The sequence below is a fragment of the Nocardia panacis genome, from assembly GCF_003598715.1.
In the GTDB taxonomy this organism is placed as follows: Bacteria; Actinomycetota; Actinomycetes; order Mycobacteriales; family Mycobacteriaceae; genus Nocardia; species Nocardia panacis.
In genome coordinates, this window is the sequence record NZ_QZFU01000018.1 from 69363 (window position 1) to 87524 (window position 18162).

General features: G+C 68.0%; 14 protein-coding genes. 8 read left to right on the forward strand and 6 right to left on the reverse strand.

All coding sequences use genetic code 11. The annotated features are described in order from the left end of the window. The first annotated feature begins 33 nt into the window (after positions 1–33). Entirely contained in the window at positions 34–1869 is a 1836-nt protein-coding gene (gene asnB, locus D5S18_RS14375) for an asparagine synthase (glutamine-hydrolyzing) (protein ID WP_120041157.1), read from the forward strand. Here asnB and D5S18_RS14380 read toward each other — a convergent pair. The 3 genes from D5S18_RS14380 to D5S18_RS14390 all read right to left on the reverse strand — a co-directional run bounded on the left by D5S18_RS14380 (position 1866) and on the right by D5S18_RS14390 (position 5899). Beyond that, a complete protein-coding gene (locus D5S18_RS14380; protein WP_120041159.1) occupies positions 1866–3359 on the reverse strand; it encodes a sugar transferase in 1494 nt (497 codons plus the stop codon). The two genes, asnB and D5S18_RS14380, sit on opposite strands and share 4 nt — an antisense overlap. Positions 3360–3672: 313 nt before the next feature. Beyond that, positions 3673–4479: a PaaX family transcriptional regulator C-terminal domain-containing protein gene (locus tag D5S18_RS14385; RefSeq protein ID WP_120041251.1), complete on the reverse strand. Its 807-nt coding sequence runs from the start codon at positions 4477–4479 to the stop codon at positions 3673–3675. Positions 4480–4672: 193 nt separating this feature from the next. Then, a complete protein-coding gene (locus D5S18_RS14390; protein WP_120041161.1) occupies positions 4673–5899 on the reverse strand; it encodes a saccharopine dehydrogenase family protein in 1227 nt (408 codons plus the stop codon). A 252-nt stretch (positions 5900–6151) separates the two neighbouring features. Between D5S18_RS14390 and D5S18_RS14395 the strand changes: the two genes are divergently transcribed. After that, the gene (locus tag D5S18_RS14395; RefSeq protein WP_120041163.1) at positions 6152–6532 is read left to right on the forward strand and encodes a class II aldolase/adducin family protein; all 381 of its coding nucleotides are present in this window, start codon (positions 6152–6154) and stop codon (positions 6530–6532) included. A gap of 6 nt (positions 6533–6538) precedes the next feature. On the opposite strand, the gene D5S18_RS14400 is transcribed toward D5S18_RS14395, so the two are convergent. Beyond that, positions 6539–7168, reverse strand: a complete 630-nt coding sequence (locus tag D5S18_RS14400; protein WP_120041165.1) for a TetR/AcrR family transcriptional regulator — start codon at positions 7166–7168, stop codon at positions 6539–6541. Between the two features lie 58 nt (positions 7169–7226). On the opposite strand from D5S18_RS14400, the gene D5S18_RS14405 reads away from it, so the two are divergent. Genes D5S18_RS14405 through D5S18_RS14415 form a run of 3 tightly spaced genes read left to right on the forward strand, consistent with a single transcriptional unit; the run spans position 7227 to position 12364 of the window. Continuing rightward, positions 7227–9857: an alpha-L-rhamnosidase-related protein gene (locus D5S18_RS14405; RefSeq protein WP_158607870.1), complete on the forward strand. Its 2631-nt coding sequence runs from the start codon at positions 7227–7229 to the stop codon at positions 9855–9857. Positions 9858–9875: 18 nt separating this feature from the next. Further along, positions 9876–11153: a DUF3089 domain-containing protein gene (locus D5S18_RS14410; RefSeq protein WP_120041169.1), complete on the forward strand. Its 1278-nt coding sequence runs from the start codon at positions 9876–9878 to the stop codon at positions 11151–11153. Continuing rightward, complete coding sequence (locus D5S18_RS14415) at positions 11150–12364, forward strand: MFS transporter (RefSeq protein WP_158607871.1); 1215 nt, start codon at positions 11150–11152, stop codon at positions 12362–12364. The genes D5S18_RS14410 and D5S18_RS14415 overlap by 4 nt, the downstream gene beginning before the upstream one ends. Positions 12365–12424: 60 nt before the next feature. Here D5S18_RS14415 and D5S18_RS14420 read toward each other — a convergent pair whose 3' ends face one another. After that, the gene (locus D5S18_RS14420; protein WP_120041173.1) at positions 12425–13639 is read right to left on the reverse strand and encodes a carboxylesterase family protein; all 1215 of its coding nucleotides are present in this window, start codon (positions 13637–13639) and stop codon (positions 12425–12427) included. An 87-nt stretch (positions 13640–13726) separates the two neighbouring features. Between D5S18_RS14420 and D5S18_RS14425 the strand changes: the two genes are divergently transcribed. The 3 genes from D5S18_RS14425 to D5S18_RS14435 all read left to right on the forward strand — a co-directional run bounded on the left by D5S18_RS14425 (position 13727) and on the right by D5S18_RS14435 (position 17462). Next, a complete protein-coding gene (locus D5S18_RS14425; RefSeq protein ID WP_120041175.1) occupies positions 13727–14299 on the forward strand; it encodes a TetR/AcrR family transcriptional regulator in 573 nt (190 codons plus the stop codon). Positions 14300–14455: 156 nt separating this feature from the next. Next, positions 14456–16021 (forward strand): phytoene desaturase family protein, encoded by a 1566-nt coding sequence (locus tag D5S18_RS14430; RefSeq protein WP_120041177.1) that lies wholly within the window; start codon positions 14456–14458, stop codon positions 16019–16021. A gap of 76 nt (positions 16022–16097) precedes the next feature. After that, entirely contained in the window at positions 16098–17462 is a 1365-nt protein-coding gene (locus tag D5S18_RS14435) for a TrpB-like pyridoxal phosphate-dependent enzyme (protein WP_120041179.1), read from the forward strand. A 136-nt stretch (positions 17463–17598) separates the two neighbouring features. Here the strand turns inward: D5S18_RS14435 and D5S18_RS14440 are convergent, their stop codons facing one another. Beyond that, positions 17599–18162, reverse strand: a complete 564-nt coding sequence (locus D5S18_RS14440) for a TetR/AcrR family transcriptional regulator (protein ID WP_120041182.1) — start codon at positions 18160–18162, stop codon at positions 17599–17601.

Sequence of the window (18162 nt, forward strand, 5' to 3'; positions counted from 1 at the left end):
GATGCGGAGGCGATCGGCCGAAGGGGAGAAGATATGTGTGGAGTAGTCGGCATCCGTCGTTTCGACGGCGCACCTGTCGATCCGGAGCTGCTCGCCGAGATGGGCCGTCGGCTGCACCATCGCGGCCCCGACGCGCACGGCGTATGGTGTTCGGGCTCGGTGGGTTTCGCGCACACCCGCCTGTCGATCATCGATCTGGAAGGGTCGGCGCAGCCGATGGCGGGCGCGGGGGAGCACACGCATATCGCTTTCAACGGCGAGATCCTGAACTACCGCGAACTGCGCGCCCAACTCGACTATCCCTTCACCACCAGCGGCGACACCGAGGTGCTGCTCGCTGTCTACCAGCGCTACGGTGCGGCAGGGGTGGCCCGTTTGCGTGGCCAATTCGCCTACGCCATCCACGATGCCCGCACCGGTGAAACCCACCTGTTCCGCGACAGACTCGGCATTCTTCCGCTTTACTACTGGGCCACCGATCGCGTCTTCGCCTTCGCCTCGGAGATCAAGGCACTGCTGCCGGTGCTCGACTCCCCGCGCGTGGACACCGCGAGCCTGCACGACTTCCTGGCCCACCGTTCGGTGCCCGCCCCCTACACCTTCCTGACCGGGGTCAGGAAGGTGCCGCAGGGGCACCACCTCGTGGTCCGCGCCGATGGCACGTTGCGGATCGAACCGTTCTGGACCTTGCCGTCGGCGCAGGAGACGCTGCGGGTCGCGCCGCGCGAAGCGGTCGGACTCCTGGATGACGCGCTGCGCGCCTCGGTCCGCGACGCGTTGGTCGCCGACGTGCCCGTAGGCGCGTACCTGTCGGGCGGAGTGGACTCGAGCCTCATCTGCGCCTTGGTCGCGAAGCAGCGCAATGGCGAAGGACTGCACACCTTTTCGGCCGCGTTCGGCGACGAGCGGGTCGACGAGACGCAGTGGGCGCGTCTTGCCGCCGGGATCGTCGGCAGCGACCACCACGAAACCATCATCACCCCCGAGAACTTCCGCGACGACTGGGCCAGGCTGAGTTGGCATCGCGACGCCCCGCTGTCCGAACCGGCCGATATCGCCGTGTTCCGGCTCGCCGAACTCGCCCGCGCCCACGTGAAGGTGGTGCTCTCGGGCGAGGGTAGCGATGAACTCTTCGCCGGTTACCCGAAATACCGCTACGCGCGCGCCACCAGGGCGGCGGGCGCGCTGCCGAGCGGCGCGCTGCGCAGACTGGAGCAATCCCTGCCCGCGCGCGGCGCGAAACTGTCGATCGCTCTGCGCGCCATCTCCGAACCCAGCTACGCCGAGCGGATGCGCGGCTGGTTCGCGCCGTTCTCCTCGCACGAGCGCGCCCGGCTGTTGGGCGGCCCGCCGCATCGCAGCGTGCTCGAACCATATCGCGATGGCACCGGAGATACATTGCGCCGCATGCTCTATGCCGACGTGCATACCTGGCTGGCCGACAACCTGCTCGAGCGGGGCGACCGAATGTCCATGGCGGCCTCCCTGGAATTGCGGCCGCCCTTCCTGGATCACCGGGTCGCCGAACTCGCCTTCCGCCTGCCCAGTTCGGTGAAGGTGCGCGGTGGCGTCACCAAGTGGATCGTGAAAGAGTTGGCCCGCCAGCACCTTCCGGCCGGCCTGATCGACCGTCCCAAGGTCGGGTTCAAAGTGCCGCTGGACACCTGGTTCCGAGGAGGGCTGCGCGAGATGGCCTTCGATTTGCTCATCGGCCCTTCCTCATTCGTCGGTTCGACCTTCGACGCGGCGGCTGTGCGCCGCCTGCTCGATGCGCACGCGGCGGGCACGCGCGACGAGCAGCCCCGCATCTGGACCCTGCTCTCGCTGGAGGTGTGGCACCGCGAATTGCGTGCCAATACGGGGGCCTAATAGGCCCCTTCGCTGCGGGCCACCGCCGAGATGGTCTTCTTGATGATGAGCAGATCCTGCACCATGGACCAATTCTCGATATAGGACAGATCCAGTCGAACGGCCTCATCCCAAGACAGATCCGAACGGCCGGAAACCTGCCACAACCCGGTGACGCCCGGTTTCACCAGCAGCCGCCGCCGAACCTTGCTGTCGTAGCGCGCCACCTCGGTGCGCAGTGGTGGTCGTGGACCGACAATGCTCATCTGCCCTTGGATGACATTGATGAATTGCGGCAATTCGTCGAGGCTGTACTTGCGCAGAATCCGGCCGACGGGGGTGACTCGAGGATCATCGCGCATCTTGAACAGCAACCCCGCACCCTCATTGGCGCTCAGCAGCGTATCGAGTTTCCGATCCGCGTCCTGATACATGCTGCGGAATTTGATCATATGGAACGGTTCGCCATCGAGGCCGATACGTTCGGATCGGTAGAAGACCGGCCCCGGACTGGTGAGTTTGATGGCGAGGGCGGCCGCCGCCATGACCGGCCAGACGGCCAGCAGCGCGGCCGCCGCGAAAACCACGTCGAAGGCGGATTTTCCGAAGGATTTCGCCCGGTCGTACTGGGGTTTGCCGATATGCAGCAGCGGCAGATTGGCCACCGGTCGAATGGTGAGCCGCTGATCGGCGATATCGGCGACGCCGGGGGTGACCACCAGGTCGATGCCGAGCGGCGCCAACTGCCAGAGCAGGTCGTTGATGCCGTGCGCGCCGAGTTCCTCGGTGGCGGCCACCGCGACCGTATCCGCCCCGGTGGACCGGACCGCCTGCACCACCGTGGATTCCAGGCCGATCGTCGGCACATTCGGACCATCGCCGTCGAATTCGGCGCCCGCGTCGTTGGGTGTGTAGACCCCGACCACGCAATAGCCGACGGAGGGATCGCGTTCGAAGCAGCGCATGATCGCCTGTGCCGAATCGCGGCGTCCGATGACGAGCACCGAGGTGAGATAGCGGCCCGAACGGCGGCGGCGCGCCGCGAATTTCCGCCAGAATTGTCGATTGGCGATGAGTGCCAGCATTCCGGCGGGGAGCGCGATGGCGAGGTAGCCCCTGGCGAATTCGATGCGCAGCACCAGCGAGGCAATGGCGAGCAGGCCGAACAGGCGCATTGTCGCCGCGACCAGCCTGCGATATTCCTCGGGGCCGTTGCCGATGATGCTCGGCGACCAGGTATTGCCCAGTGCGAGAAACCCGAACCAGGCCAGTGCCAGGAGGATCGAAATAACCGAGTACCCGATTCGGGTGTCGCCCGGCCAATTGAGCGGTGCGGCATTGTTGAGGCCGCCGAAGCGAATGAGTTGGGCCACCGCGATGACGGTGCCGATGACGAGTGCGTCGCTGGTGCGTAGTCGTCGACCGTATTCCGTCTGCCAATCCTCCCGTTCGGATCTGCCCGCGCGGCGCGGCGCCTGATCGATACGATCGCGACTGATTTGGAAGGCCATGATGGAGCTCCGGTCCCGAGTGAAACGGCCACCTTCGGCAGTCCCCCCGGTGGAACGCCAGGCTGAATACTACTGGCTGTTCCGGTGCGCGGGTGCGCAATCGATATCGAACCCCGGCCCCTTGGGGGGTGATCGGTACCGTCCGAATGGTCTGTAACCCAAGGGATTTCGCATTTCTCGACGAAATCGACACGACAGGCCGGTCCCGGCGGCGCAGGGAGGTCACGGAAACTGTTGTGCCATACGGCTATCAATCGAGCAAACGCTCATCGACGCGCCGGGGAAACGTGTCGCACGACACGCGCCGCCGAGATCAGACCTGCGTCAGCTCACCCGCGTCGGAGTACCAGCGGAACAGGCGATTCGACTGATCGGGTTCGACCCTGCGCAATTCCGCCCAGCAGGAGGCCACCGCCGCGCGGGCGGCCGCGCCGATCCACGGCTGCGGCAGCAACTGCGGCGGCAGCAGCGGGTCGGGCTCATTGGCGCGGGTGAACTCGGCCGCCAAGCTGATGGCGATACTCAGATGTTCGGTGCGCGAGCCGGTGCGCAGTGCGGGCAGGTGCCGCTCGGCGGCGGCGAGCAGGCGGCGGTGACCCGCCGCGATCCGCTCCAGCGGCCACAGATGGCGGGCCAGTGCGCGCGGGGCGGTGATATCCGCGACCGACAGGTCGGTGGTCGTCATGGTGGTGATATGGTTCGCGACGCCCAATTCGGTTGCCGCCGTGCGAATCCGGTCCTCCCACGGATTCGCCGAGACATACAGTCCGCCCTGGATGGGCGCGCCGCCGAGCCGCACGATCGCCTCGCGCATGGCGTCGCGGGCCTGCCGGGCCGACTCCGGCACACCGAAGGCCGCCAGATGCCAGACACCGTCCCACGACGCCTGTCCGCGATCCTGCGCGTACATGTATCTGAGGAATTCGACATCGGGTTCGATGGCGCTGTGCATGCGCGCGGTGGCGCGCAGCACGGCCTTGCGGCCGCGACCCTCCTGGGTGAACTTGCCTTCCGAGGTAAGCCTTTTGACGCACAGCCGGACCTGCTGGTCGGACATGCCCAGTGCGCCCGCGACGTCGTAGAGTTCGTTGGCGTCGATGGTCGCGTCCTCGCGGAGCATGCTCTCGACCAAGGTCCGGGTGGAGATATCGGCGTCGCGGTCCTCGGCGCTGTCCAACGCCTCGCCTTCTGCGCTGTTGTTCAACGCCTCGCCTTCTCACTCGTCGCGCGACCCGGCGTCGCGCCCGCCCCATCCTACGTTCGCGGACGGGCGCGTCCCCTCACCATGCCTGGATCGCCGTGCCGGATCCCGTTCAGTCGATCTGTTCGCGTTCGACCAGGTAGATCGGGGAATCGGCGGTGCGGCCGAGGGTCTTGTTCAGATCGGCGAAGAACCGCTTGGGGTCGATGATCGCCTCCGGCGCGTGCACGCCCGGCTGTCGCACCGACCCGTCGACTATCTGGGACATGCCCAGCGCCAGCGGAATACCGGTGGCACGCGCCATATCGCCGAGCAGTGTCGCGGCAGGATCGCCTGCCGGTCCGGTGGTGTTCAGCCGAGCCAGCACAATGTGGTCGCGGTCCGCCTTCTTGCCCGATACCGCCGCGAAGAACGGCGGCAGTGTGCCGGGGCCGCGGGTGCCGATGGCCTTCGGCAGCGCGCCAAGCGCGCGCCGCATCGCCGGTTTGGCGAGCGCGATGGCCGCCGTCTCGTTGGTCAATGTGCCGTTGTCCAGGTCACGGCGCAGTGCGTCGAGGTAGGCCAGCGTCCACGGCCGGATGACGATCAAATTGGCCGAGTTGCCTCTGGGCTTCAGCGATTTCAGCAGGGTGATCGGCTCGGGATGACCGATGGTGTATGCGGTGCCCGCGAGACCGCCGGGCAGCCGCAATTCGACCGGGCTGAGTGGCCGTTGATCGGTGAGCTGTCCCCCGCGTACCGCCGAGATGAACCCGCTCGCCTGTTCCATCAGATGAATCGCCGCGGCGGTCGGACGACCGTCGGCGGTGAGGATGGCCTCCTCGTTCGCGTCCCCGTCGGCGCCGTCGACATCGAAGGGCCACGCGGTGTAGGCATCGCGAACGGTGTCGAGTTCGGCGGCGGCGGTGGCGGCGAGCAGATTACTGACACCGGGGCTCGCGCCCATGCCGATCACCGCGCACACCCCGTGTTCGCGCGCCTGCTCGTCGAGTTCGAGCAGGCGCAGCGTCGGCTCCCAGTCGTCGCAGATGTCGAGGTAGTGGGTGTGCGTCTCGATGGCCGCGCGCAACACGGCCACGCCGAATCGGTAGTACGGGCCGACGGTATTGAGCACGAGATCGACCGGGGTGAGCGCGGCCCGCAGCGATGCGTCATCGGTGACGTCGACCTGAATGGCCCGGACGGGCACCGGAGTGGCCGCCAGGCGGCGCGCCAGCCTTTCGGCCGCGCCGAGATCCCTGTCGGCGATGACGATTTCGTCGATGCCGGGTAGCTGCGCCGCGGTCTGGACCGCGACCGCACCCATCGCGCCCGCGCCGCCCAGGGCCAGGATCTTCATGGGAACTCCTTACTCCGGGCGGTGCCTACCGCCGCAGTGAACTATCATTCTGAATACGATCGATCCTAACATGAACGATTTACCGGGGTGGTGAATGCGACGGTTGTCACCCCTTCGGTGGTGGCCCGTCCGGCCAAGGCTCGATCCATCCTTCGAGAAAGGTTGGGCAGGTTATGGATTCGGACTACTTCGAGCCGGTGGATCCCGTAGACGCCGTGGTGCTCGGCAGTCGAGTGCTCGCGGCGGCGGGACATGCCGACCGTGCCGTTGCGTCCGCTCAGTCACGACGCGGTGCTCTTCGCCGAGCACGGGCTGCCGCGTTTCACCGCGACGGCGAATCTGGTGCGCACGCCGGAACTCGGTCGCGCGCCGGCCGCCGATCTCGGTCCGGCCGCCGCCTGTCTTATGCCGCAGCACGGGATGGTCGCTGTGGGGCGTGACCTCGCGCACGCGGTGATGGCGGCGATCCTGCTCGACCGGGCCTGCGGCACCCAATTGGCGGCGCAGTCGGCCGGGCCGCTCGTGCGCTGGACCGGCCGCGAGGAGAGTCCGGAGAAGGCGGCGACCTGCCGGCCCGAGAGCCGGATCCGGGCGGGATGGCGCTATCGGGCGCGTCGCGCATCGGTCATGTAGGGCGAATTACGGTGCGGCCGTGAGTGTTTTAATCAGGTCGCGGGTGAAGGCGGTGGTGACCGCCGCGAGATCGATGGCGTCGGGGTCCAGTAGCCACTGGGCGTTGACGCCCTCGATGAAGGCGACGATCTCGACCGCCTTCAGTTCGGGGGAGACCGCGGCGCGGAACTCGCCCGAGCGCAGGCCCGCCTCGATCATCGAGGCGATGATCCCGCGCAGGTTGCGGTAGCGCTGCACGAAATGGTCGTGGGCCAGGTCGCCGGGCGTCAGATTCTCCGCGACCAGCACCGCGAACAGTCGGGCCAGATCCGGATCGGCGATATTGCGCTCGGCGAACTCCGGTATCCGGTCCAGTGCGCGCACCCCGCCGAGTGTCGCGAGTTCCGTTGCGAAGCGGACGCTTTCGCCGTCGCGGGCATCGATGACGGCGTGCAGCAACCCCGCCTTGCTGCCGAAGTAGTACAGCAGCGCCTGCTGGGTGACCCCGACCCTGGCCGCGATATCGGCGAGGCTGGTGTCGCGGTAGCCGTGCGCGGCGAAGAGGGCGGCGGCCGCCTTGATCAGTTCTTCGCGGCGGGAACGACCGTCCGGGCGTTCCCGGCGGCCGCTTCGCCGGGGTGCGGTCGGCGGCTTCATGAGATCAGTTCTACCCCATACCCTTGAATTTTACCGAGTGGTAGGTAAAACTTTGGCTATGTGGACAGGGCAGTGGATCTGGTCCGAGGAGACCGCACTGGGCGGGCCGACGGCGGCGCAACCGTACGGCTCGCTGCATCCGGACCGACTCGATCGGCGGGTGCTGTTCCGGCGCGGTTTCGAACTCGCGCGGCCGCCCGAGCGTGCCTCGATGCGCATCACAGCGGATTCGCGATATCGCCTGTACGTCAATGGGATCGAGATCGGGGCCGGTCCGGTTCGGCACGGACCGCGACAGTTGTCCTTCGATGTGCACGAGATCGACGGCGCGTTGCGCGTCGGCACGAATGTGGTGGCCGTGCTCGCCCGGTTCTACGGACATCCGGTGCCGTGGTGGGAGCCGTCGCCACCGAGCCTGACGCTGGGCGGCGGCTCACTGGTCGCGGAGGTCCGGCTCGACGACCGGGTGATCGGCACCGACGACACCTGGCGGTGTGTGCGGGCGCAGGCGTGGCAGCCGGGGCGTCCGGCGGGCATGCTGCTCAGCCAGTTGCCGGAGACCTTCGACGCCAGGCTGCTCGATCCGCAGTGGGCGACAGTGGAATTCGATGATTCGGGGTGGTCATTCGCGCGGGTGCTGGCCGAGCATTCGGTCGTCGGACCGCAGGGGTCGACGCGGCCGCCGACCGAGCCGTGGGGTGTGCTGACTCCCCGCGCCATACCGGAGCTGACCGGGGAAACACATGAAGCCGCCGTAGTGGATCAGCGCCCTGCGGCCGCTTTCGATCGAGGCACGACCTCGGAGTCCGAGCACCGCATTGCGGCCGTGTCTGATCCACGCAACGCGCCGGAGTCTGGCCGGCGCATAGCGGCCGCGCCTGATCGACGCACCATGCCGGACTTGGATCCGCACATTGCCGCCGTGTCTGGTCGGCATACCGCAGCAGCCTCCGATCGGCGCACCGCGCCGGCATCTGATCGGCACACCGCGCCGGCATCTGATCGGCACACCGCGCCGGCATCTGATCGGCACACCGCGCCGGAGGACATCGACCCGCGTGCGGTGCTGACGGCCGCGCTCGGCGGAAACAGTGGTGCGCGCACCCTGCTCATCGCCGATTTCGCCATGATCGTGAGCGGACGGTTGGACCTGCGCTTCGACGCGCCCGGCGGTTCGACGATCGACGGTGCGCTGGTGGAGGTGCCGACGGTGGCCGCGCTCGACAGCGCGCCGGTGTTCAGGTACGTCACGCGCGGATGGGCCGATACCTATCGGTCCGATGATTCGGTCGGCGGACGCTACCTGGTGCTGGCTTTCGATCCGGGGGTGCACCCGGTGACGCTGCGGCTGCGCGAGCACCTGCGCCCGCGTACGCCGGTCGCGCCATTCGTCTGCAGCGATGCCCGGCTCGACAATATCTACCGGGTCGGTCTGCGCACGGTCGACCTCACCGCGCACGATGCCTATATCGACTGCCCCACGAGGGAACAGCGCGCTTGGACCGGGGATGGGGTCGTCCATCAATCGGTGGATCTGATCGCCAATCGGGATTGGCGGTTGGCGCGGTGGAATCCGGTGCTGGCGGCGCAGCCGCGCGTCGATGGTCTGCTACCGATGGTGGTGGCGGGCGATTTCGCCACCACGCAGGTGCCCACTATTCCGGACTGGTCGCTGCACTGGATTCGCTCGGTGCACAACCTGTTCCGCTACACCGGCGACAAAGAACTGGTGGGAAGCCTGCTGCCGACCGTGGAGGGAGTGCTGCGCTTCTTCGAACCCTATTGCGGCCCGGATGATCTCATCGCCGAGGTGCCGGGCTGGGTGTTGATCGACTGGTCGCCGGTGCAGGTGCGCGGCGCGAGCGCGGCGCTGAATGCCTTGGTGGCGCGCGCATTGCGCGACTTCGCGGACATGGCGCGGTGGCTCGGCGACAGTGGCAGAGTGCGCTGGGCGGTCGGGCTGCATGCCAGATTGCGGCGCGGTTTCGAGGCATTCTGGGATCCGGCGCGCGGTGCGTACCGCGACAACATTGTCGCGGGCCGACTCGGCACGGGAGTCAGTGAGCATGTCGCGGCCGCCGCGGTGTGCGCGGATCTGGTTCCGGCGCGCCGCAAACCGCTCGTCCTGCGACTGCTGCTCGACCGCCCCGCCATGTTCACTGCCAGCCCGCTGGCCGACCACGGCGGCGACGCGGTCGGACCGAGCGAGGGGCAACCGGTTTCGGCGCGCGCCGAACCCGATTGGGACACCGAACATCTCGTCGTCGGCGCGCAGCCGTTCTTCCGCTACGTCGTGCACGACGCGCTGGCCATGCTCGGCGCGGCCGACCGGATAGCCGAACTGTGCCTGGATTGGAACAGCCTGCTCGCCGATGCCCCGACGGCATTGCGTGAATGCTGGGAGGGCGGCTCCTACTGCCATGGCTGGTCGGCCACCCCCACCCGCGACCTCATCCGCTACACCCTCGGCATCACCCCGGCCGAACCCGGATACGCCGTGGTTCGCATCGCTCCCCGCCCCGGCATTCTCACCGCAGCCTCGGGTGCGGCCCCCACTCCGCACGGCGATGTGACCGTCGCCATCGACGGCGACCATGTGAGCATCGACTCGCCCGTCCCGGTCGAACTCGTCGATCGAGCGGGCGTCATCGTCGGGCACCCTGCGGGCCGTATCCGCGTCGCATTCTGAAATCACCTGGAGCACAGCATGATCGGCCCGATCCGAATGTTCGGCGCGACGTTCGCGGTCCTGATGATCGCCATTGCGGGGACTGGTTCGAGCACTGCCGCACCCGGCGTCGGCGCCGAGCCGGCGTCGGACCCGGCTGTCCAATGGCTGTGCAGGCCGGGACTGTCGGACAATCCGTGCGGGCAGGACGAGCGCGGGGCGCTGGGGGAGGCCGGGGCACGGTATCCGGACGGGGGGCGAGTGCCGTTGGATATCGGCACGGTCGTTGACGGTGCGCTTCGGGATGTCGACCCCGGCTCCAGCGGGAAGGTCCCCGATATCGACTGCTTCTATGCGTATCCGACGGTGGATACGGTGCCGAATCCGGTGGTGGGGGACCGGCCGCAGGTTCGGGACGAGGAATTGGCGGTTCTGCTCGCGCAGGTCGGACCTCTGCTCGACCGGTGTCGGATGTTCGCACCGCTGTATCGGCAGGATACGTTGCCGCAGTTGGCGCAACAGGTGTTGACCGGGTCCGAGGGATATTCCGGCACTGGATTCGATGATGTGCGTCGGGCCTGGGAGCAGTACTGGGCGCACGACAATATCGGCGCGAACGGCCGGCGCGGGGTGATCGTTCTCGGGCATTCACAGGGCAGCGTCGCACTCGAGCAGTTGCTGCGCGAAGAGGTCGACGGACATCCCGAGGTCCAGCGTCAACTGGTCGCGGCGGTGCTGCCGGGCGGAAAGGTGCGGGTGCCCGATGATCGTGCGGCGGGTGGTGGTGAGGATCCAGCGGCCACCTTCCAACACCTGCCGCTCTGCGCGCCGGCCGCACCGGTGCCGGTGGGGTGTGTGATCGCCTATTCCGCGTACTCCGCGAGCGCGGCCGCACCGGGGCCGAACAGTCTCGCCTGGAGTTCCGCGCCGGGGCATCGTATCGCCTGCGTCGATCCGGCCGCCATTCTCGGCGGCGCGAACGAGCGGCTGAGTGCTGTGCTTCCGACGCGAAATCTACTGCGGGGCAATGATATCGCCCCCGCCGGGTCGCTGTCGTTCATCATGCGTGCCTATCGGCTGCCCGGCCTGCCAACCGGCTTCGCCCGCTATCGCGGCGCGTTGACCGGGTCGTGCCGATATGCCGCGGGGGCGCAGGGTAGTTCGTCATGGCTGGCCGTCGGTGGTCCCGTCGAAGCGGTCCTCGGCACCTCGGGAGAGGGCGATCTGGGATTGCATGTCGCGGATTACAGTGTGGCGCTGGGGAATCTGGTCGAGCTTCTGGACGCGCAGTCCGCGGCCTGGCGGATGCGGCGGTGACCACCACCGTCGAGGTCCGCCCGTGGCGGCTGGCCACGCTCGCGGGCATGGCCTCCTATCTGGACGCGGGCACCATCATCGCCGTATCGGCCGCGCTCACGCACTGGCGCTCGACCTTCGGGATGTCGTCGTGGCAGGTGGGATTCCTCTCCGCGACCCTCACGGTGTGTATCGGCATCGGCGCCATCGTCGGTGGGCGCATCGGCGATCGGCACGGTCGCAAGCGGGTCTACGCCGCGGATCTGATGATCTACGGGTTCGGGCTGCTGTGGCTGGTCTGCGCCGGACACCCCGCGATGCTGTTCGTCGGGGTGAGCATAGTCGGCCTGGCCATCGGTGCGGACGTGCCCGCCGCGCTGGCGCTCGTCGGTGAGAACGCTCCCGTCGGGTCGCGTGGCCGGCTGGTCACTTTCACTCAATTCCTCTGGGCGCTGGGTCCTTTGGTAGTGGTGCTGCTCGAATTGGCCGGAACGCCGCTCGGTCACCAGTTGCCCCGCGCCATCTTCGCCCACCTGCTGGTGCTGGCGCTGCTCACCTGGCTGCTGCGCCGCCGCATGGTGGAATCGCTGCGCTGGCGCCCCTCCCGCAGCACGCCGCGCGAACTGTTCACCCCCACGCTGCGCCGGGGCACCCTGGTTATCCTCCTGTTCTATGCGACGTTGACGATCGGCACGAACTTCTATGGATCGTTCGGGCTGTACGCGCTCGAACAGATCGGCGGACTCGGTGCCTCGGGCGCGCTGGCGGCCTCGCTGATACCGATCCCGCTGATCGTGCTCACCGTCCTGGCGATGCTGCCCGCCATGGACACTTCGGCGCGGCGGCCGTTGTTCATGGTGGGCGCGGTCGTCCAGATCCTGTCGTGGCTGTCGCTTCTCGTGCTCCCGGTCCATGCCGCCACCTTGATCGCCGCACTCACCGCCTACGGCATCGGCAATACGGTGGCGGGCGAGGCCCACTACAAACTCTGGTGCCAGGAGAATTTCCCGACCCGTGTCCGCAGCACCGCCATCGGCCTGAGCTTCGGCCTGGCCCGCATGGCCTCGGCCGCCACACTGGTGTTCATACCGTCGCTGCTGCACCGCGGCTTCGCCACCCTGGTCGCCCTCATGGTGGTGTTGACCATTGCCTCGGCCGCCCTCGGGCTTGCCGTCCGCACCCGCGGCGCCTCGGAATCGATCGAGGACATCGACGCCCGGCTGACACCTTGAGGGCCTGTCTTGGAGCTCCGTCCGGTGCCCGCGTGGAACTCCGAGACACGGCCCGGCGAGTCAAGGCAGTCGATGTGGTTGCGCCCCCTCCCAATCCGCGATCACGCCGGTGGTGACGAACTCACCCCACGCGCGCCGCATCGGCGCGCCGAGATCGGCCAGCGTGTCGAGAGGCAGACCGGACAGCATCGGTGCGGTCCCCCAAGCATTTTCGTCGCCGAACAGGAGTGGAAGTTCGATGCAATGGCAGGCGCCGAACGGATTGTCGGGGTGCAGGGCATCGACCCGGTAGCGGTGCAGGTGCGCGCCCGCTCGCGCGAGGTCGTCGGCGAACTCCGCCAGCGGCTCCTCGAAGATCTCGCGGCCGAGGGACTGCGCCAGTTCAGCGGTGGGATCTGGTCCGAGGAAGGCGGCCATCTCGTGTGCCGTGCTCCCGACGACGAGCCGCAGATCGGCTGCGCGGTCCCGGATCTCGGCCCGCCAGGCGTCGGCCTCCGGTAGGGGATCGAGGCCCGAGATCGGCAGGAAGGGCAGCGACAGTCCGTCGGGTTCAGCGAACTGACGGGCCGTTTCCCCTTGGGCGCGAAGGATTTCCGACAGTGGCGCGGAATGGGGGTCGGTGCCGAGGACATCGAGGAAGATCTGCCCGACCCGCTCGGCCTGCGCGGGTGTGGGGAAGGCGATGCCCGTCGGTACGCTCTGGAGAATGGCGCGGCGGAACAGTCCTCGGGTGCGCGGACTGCCGAGCATCGCGAAGATCGAGTGCGCTCCCGCGGATTGTCCCGCGACGGTGAGGGATTGCGGATCGCCGCCGAACTCGGCGATATGGTCGCGCACCCACTCGATGGCCGTGATCTGGTCCAGCAGACCGAGATTGCCCGATGCGCGGCCCGGCGCGCGGAGATAGCCGAGCGCGCCGAGACGATAGTTGATCGACACCACCACGATCCCGGTCTCACGAACCAGCGTGCCCGCGTCGTACCAGTCGAAGCCGCCGCTGCCGGTGAGATACGCGCCGCCGTGGATCCAGATCAGGACCGGTCGTCCGGTCGCCTGCTTCGGCGCGGTGATCGTCAAACGGAGGCAATCCTCGGACTGGGGCAGCTGATTCGGCTTGCCCATCACCGTCTCCAAGCGCGAAGGAAGTTGCGGTGCGATGGGTCCCGGTTCGTCGGACCATATCGGCGCACCGTCGACGCGCACCGGCGCGCCGAATCGATCCGCGGTGGCATAGCGAATTCCCCGGTACACGGCGATATCGGCGGCGGCACTCATCTCTCACTCCTATCGCAAGACAACTTGCGATGCCGAACCTAACCCGCTCGACGACCCCAACGCAAGGGAACTTGCGATACTGCTGGGATGGTCGAACAGAAGCAGATCCGAGGCGCCGAACTGCGCCGCGCCGTGCTCGACGCGACCATGCGGCAAATCGAGACCGTCGGCATCGACCAGGTGCGCATCGCCGAGGTGGCCGCCGCCGCCGGCGTCCACGAAACCTCGATCTACCGGCGTTGGAAGACCCTGCCGCGCCTGGTCGCCGATGCCCTGGTCGCCTACTCCACCGTCGAGATCCCCATTCCGGACACCGGATCGGTGCGCACCGATCTCACCCGCTTCGCCCTGGCCCTGTCCCGCTTCGTCGGCACGCGACTGGGCGCGGCGCTGGTGCGCAGTGCGGTTTTGCAGGCCGATGATCCGGAGGTGATCGCCGCGCGCGCGGAATATTGGGCGCGCCGCCTCGCGGTCGCCGAGCAGATCGTGCGGCGCGCCAAGGACCGTGGCGAGGTCACGCCCGAAACCGATCCCCGTCTGGTGGTGCTCGCCCTCGGCGGACTGATCCAGATGTATGACATCCAGTTGGGGTGCGGCCTGTCGCCGGAAGATCTGGAAAAAGCGGTGAATATGCTGGTCGATGGCATATCGCCGAGGTGAAACAGTCTGCAGTACAGGCGAATCGGCTCGGATCGACAGTTCACGAAACGCGCACATCGCTGACACCGCGCCGCGACGCATTCGCCATGGCGTATTCGGTTCCGTTGACCGAACCGATTCTCGACGGCACGATACTCGGGATGGTCGAATTTCCGTGTGCAGGCTTTTGATTACATCCTCGTCGGCGGCGGTCACAATGCGTTGGTCGCGGCCGCCTACCTGAGTCGGGCCGGATCCGAGGTGCTGGTCGTGGACCGCAATGACCGGGTCGGCGGATTCGTGCGCAGCGCCGAACTCGCGCCGGGAATCGTCTACGACCCGTTCTCCTCGGCGGTGCCGCTTTTCGTCGGCGGCCCGGCCTGGCCGGATCTCGGCGACGAGCTGAAAGGCCAAGGGCTGGTGATTCTGCAACCCGAGATCCCGTCCGGTGTGTCGTTGCAGGACGGGACGACGGCGATCATGCCGCGCGATCGGGTCGCCTTGGCCGAGGAAGCCGAGCGACTGCATCCCGGCGACGGCGCGGCGGTCGCGGCGCTCCTGTCGGCCCTCGGCCCTGCCACCAATGATGTGCTGAGCCTGATGGGTCAGGATCTGACGGACGAACCCGCCCGCGCCACCCTCGCGCGGCTGGTCTCCGACGCCGACGGTTGGTCGGCGGTGACCGCGTTGGCGTTCGGCACCGCGCGGCATGCCGTCGCCGAGATTGGATCCGCTGCCATGCGAAGCCTTTTCGGCTCGTGGCCGGTACACGTCGGCAAGGGACCCGACGATGCGAGCGGCGCGCTGTGGGCCAGCATCCTCGCGCTCGGTTTCACCGGGGGAGGAGTGCCGATCGCGCAGGGCGGCATGGGGCAGCTCGCCGCCGCGCTCGGCCGGTTGATCACTTCCTACGGCGGGACGTTGCGCACCGGTACGACCGTCACCAGGATCAGGGTGGCGGACGGGCGCGCGGTCGGCGTGGAACTGTCCGACGGCACCGCGTGCGCCGCCCGGCTCGGCGTGATCGCCTCGGTCAATCCCGATCAGCTCTATGAGTGGCTGCTCGCGGAAGCCGATGTGCCCGACCGGATTCGGACGCAGGCGCGGCGTTTCCGCTACGGCAACGGCCTGTTTCAACTACACCTGGCCACCAAGGGGCCGCTGCCCTGGCCGGACAAGCGTTTCGCGCGGATCGGTCAGCCCTTCCTCACCGATTCCCTGGACGGACTGTCCCTGCACGTGGCCCAGACCCGCGCGGGTCTGCTGCCCGCGTGGCCGAGTATGACCATCGACAGTCCGACCGCGCACGACGCCACCCGCGCGCCCGCGGGCACCAGCGTGATCCGCCTACAGGTGACAGATGTGCCGACCCACCCGCGCGGCGACGCGGGCGGTCGGATCGCCACCGACGGCACCTGGAATCCGGATGTGACAAAGCATTTCGCCGACCGGGTGCTCGCGGTGGTGGAACGTCATCTGCCGGGGCTGACCGAATCGATCATCACTCGCGCGGTCATCACCCCCGCCGTCCTCGCCGAATTCAACCCCAACAGCGGCCCCGGCGATCCCTACGGCGGCGCGCAGGATCTCGCGCAGAGCTTCGCCCTGCGACCCCTCAGGTCGGCGCCGAGTCACCGCACCTTCCTGCCCAATCTCTACGTGCTCGGCGCGAGCACCTGGCCCGGTGCGGGCGTCTCGGGCGGTTCGGGATTCATTGTCGCCAAACATCTGCTGGCGCGCTGACCGCTCGCGAACCGACGTCGGACGCATGCTCGCGGGGTAGGGTATCGGGATCCTGATCCCGACGCTGGGAGACACGATGGACGAGCGTACGAAGATCGTGCTTGGCGAGTCGGATATCCCGCGGCACTGGTACAACGTCGTCCCCGATCTGCCCGCACCGCCCCCGCCGCCGTTGCATCCGGCCACACACAACCCGGTCGGCCCCCAGGACCTGTCCGGGTTGTTCCCGCCGGAGCTCATCGCTCAGGAGATGAGCGCGGACCGCTACATCGATATCCCCGACGCGGTGCTCGACGTCTATCGGCTGTGGCGGCCGACGCCGCTGTATCGGGCGCGCAGGCTCGAACGCGCGCTCGGCACGCCCGCGCGGATCTACTACAAATACGAGGGCGGTTCCCCGGCCGGTTCGCACAAGCCGAATACCGCTGTCCCCCAGGCCTATTACAACTCGATCGCAGGCACCGAACGCCTGACCACGGAGACCGGCGCGGGCCAGTGGGGCAGCTCGCTGGCCTTCGCCTGCGCCCAATTCGGGCTCGACTGCGAGGTCTGGATGGTGCGCGCCTCCTACGCTCAGAAGCCGCACCGCGCCACGCTGATGCGCACCTGGGGCGCGAAGGTGCATCCCAGCCCGTCGTCGCTGACCGCAGCGGGCGCGAATGTGCTTGCCGTCGACCCGGATTCGCCGGGTAGCCTCGGCATCGCGATCAGCGAGGCGGTGGAGGCGGCGGGGGCGGCACCGAATACCCGTTACGCGCTGGGCAGCGTGCTCAATCATGTACTGCTGCACCAGACCGTCATCGGGCAGGAAGCGTTGGCGCAGTTCGCGGCGGCGGGGGAGCGAGCGCCCGATCTGATTGTCGGCTGCACCGGCGGTGGCTCGAATTTCGCCGGGCTGTTCCTGCCATTCCTGCGCGAGAAGCTCGCGGGCCGAGCCGATCCGGTGATTCGCGCCGTCGAACCCGCGGCCTGCCCCACGTTCACCCGAGGTGAGTACACCTACGATTTCGGCGATGCCGGCGGCCTCACCCCGCTGCTGAAGATGTACACCCTGGGCCACGACTTCATTCCGGATCCGGTGCACGCGGGCGGTCTGCGATACCACGGCATGTCGCCGCTGCTGTCGCACATATACCACCTCGGCCTGATGGAGGCGGTCGCCAAACCGCAGCGCGAATGCTTCGCCGCGGCGGTGGAATTCGCCCGCACCGAGGGCATAGTCCCGGCTCCCGAGCCCGCGCACGCGCTGGCCGCCGTCATCGAGGAGGCCCGGCGCTGCGCCGAATCCGACACCGAGAAGGTGCTGCTCACCGCGCTCTGCGGACACGGCCACTTCGATATGGCCGCCTACGATCTGTATCTCTCCGGCGAGATGACCGATTTCGAACTCGCTCAGGACCGTATCGATGCGGCCCTGACCCGTGTCCCGGCAGTCGATTAGGAATCAGTGCTGCTGGGTGGTGATGTCCGTACCCTTCGGGGTGATCAGATAGACCGCGCCCGCGACGACGAACATGATCACCCCGCCGACAGCACCGCCACGGCCGACCAGCGGCGGGCGGACGACAGGGTGGCGGTCATGGCTGTGCTCCGGTGCACAGTGCGGTCAGTGCGTCGGTGAGCGTGTCGCCGGACAGCGGTTCGTCGTGCAGCGCCGCATGCCATGACGTGCCGTCGACGAACACGGCCACGGCGGTGGCCCGTGTCGGGCCGAGGTGTGGGGTCAGCGCCTCGACCAAGCCGTCGAACCAGCGCAGCGACAGCGCACGCAGTTCCGGATCGAGCAGCGCCTCGGTCGCGATCGCGTGGTCCGCGTGCACGACTCGGGTGTCGCGCAGATAGTCGTGCAGTAGTGCGGCGAGGGCGGCGGGCGCGCTCGCGCGGTCGGTGAACGCCATGCGGACCCTCGCCAACCAGCCTGCGGACTCCTGGGCGAGTCGGTGCAACGCCTCCTCGCGCAGATCGTCCAGGGTGGCGAAGTAGTGTGTCGTGGAACCGAGCGGGACGCCCGCGCGTTCGGCCACCAGGCGATGGGTCAACGCCCTACCACCCCGCTCGATGATCAACTCGGCGGCCGTATCGACGATCAGCCGCCGTCTGCCCGCCGGATCGCGCCTGCGTGGGGTTCGGTTCTCGGACAC

Coding starts and splice junctions, on each gene's coding strand:
- D5S18_RS14405 (WP_158607870.1), top strand. CDS start 7,227: ATGTGGACAGGGCAGTGGATCTGGTCCGAGGAGACCGCACTGGGCGGG.
- D5S18_RS14420 (WP_120041173.1), bottom strand. CDS start 13,639: ATGAGTGCCGCCGCCGATATCGCCGTGTACCGGGGAATTCGCTATGCC.
- D5S18_RS14410 (WP_120041169.1), top strand. CDS start 9,876: ATGATCGGCCCGATCCGAATGTTCGGCGCGACGTTCGCGGTCCTGATG.
- D5S18_RS14395 (WP_120041163.1), top strand. CDS start 6,152: ATGCCGACCGTGCCGTTGCGTCCGCTCAGTCACGACGCGGTGCTCTTC.
- D5S18_RS14400 (WP_120041165.1), bottom strand. CDS start 7,168: ATGAAGCCGCCGACCGCACCCCGGCGAAGCGGCCGCCGGGAACGCCCG.
- asnB (WP_120041157.1), top strand. CDS start 34: ATGTGTGGAGTAGTCGGCATCCGTCGTTTCGACGGCGCACCTGTCGAT.
- D5S18_RS14425 (WP_120041175.1), top strand. CDS start 13,727: ATGGTCGAACAGAAGCAGATCCGAGGCGCCGAACTGCGCCGCGCCGTG.
- D5S18_RS14390 (WP_120041161.1), bottom strand. CDS start 5,899: ATGAAGATCCTGGCCCTGGGCGGCGCGGGCGCGATGGGTGCGGTCGCG.
- D5S18_RS14380 (WP_120041159.1), bottom strand. CDS start 3,359: ATGGCCTTCCAAATCAGTCGCGATCGTATCGATCAGGCGCCGCGCCGC.
- D5S18_RS14435 (WP_120041179.1), top strand. CDS start 16,098: ATGGACGAGCGTACGAAGATCGTGCTTGGCGAGTCGGATATCCCGCGG.
- D5S18_RS14385 (WP_120041251.1), bottom strand. CDS start 4,479: ATGCTCCGCGAGGACGCGACCATCGACGCCAACGAACTCTACGACGTC.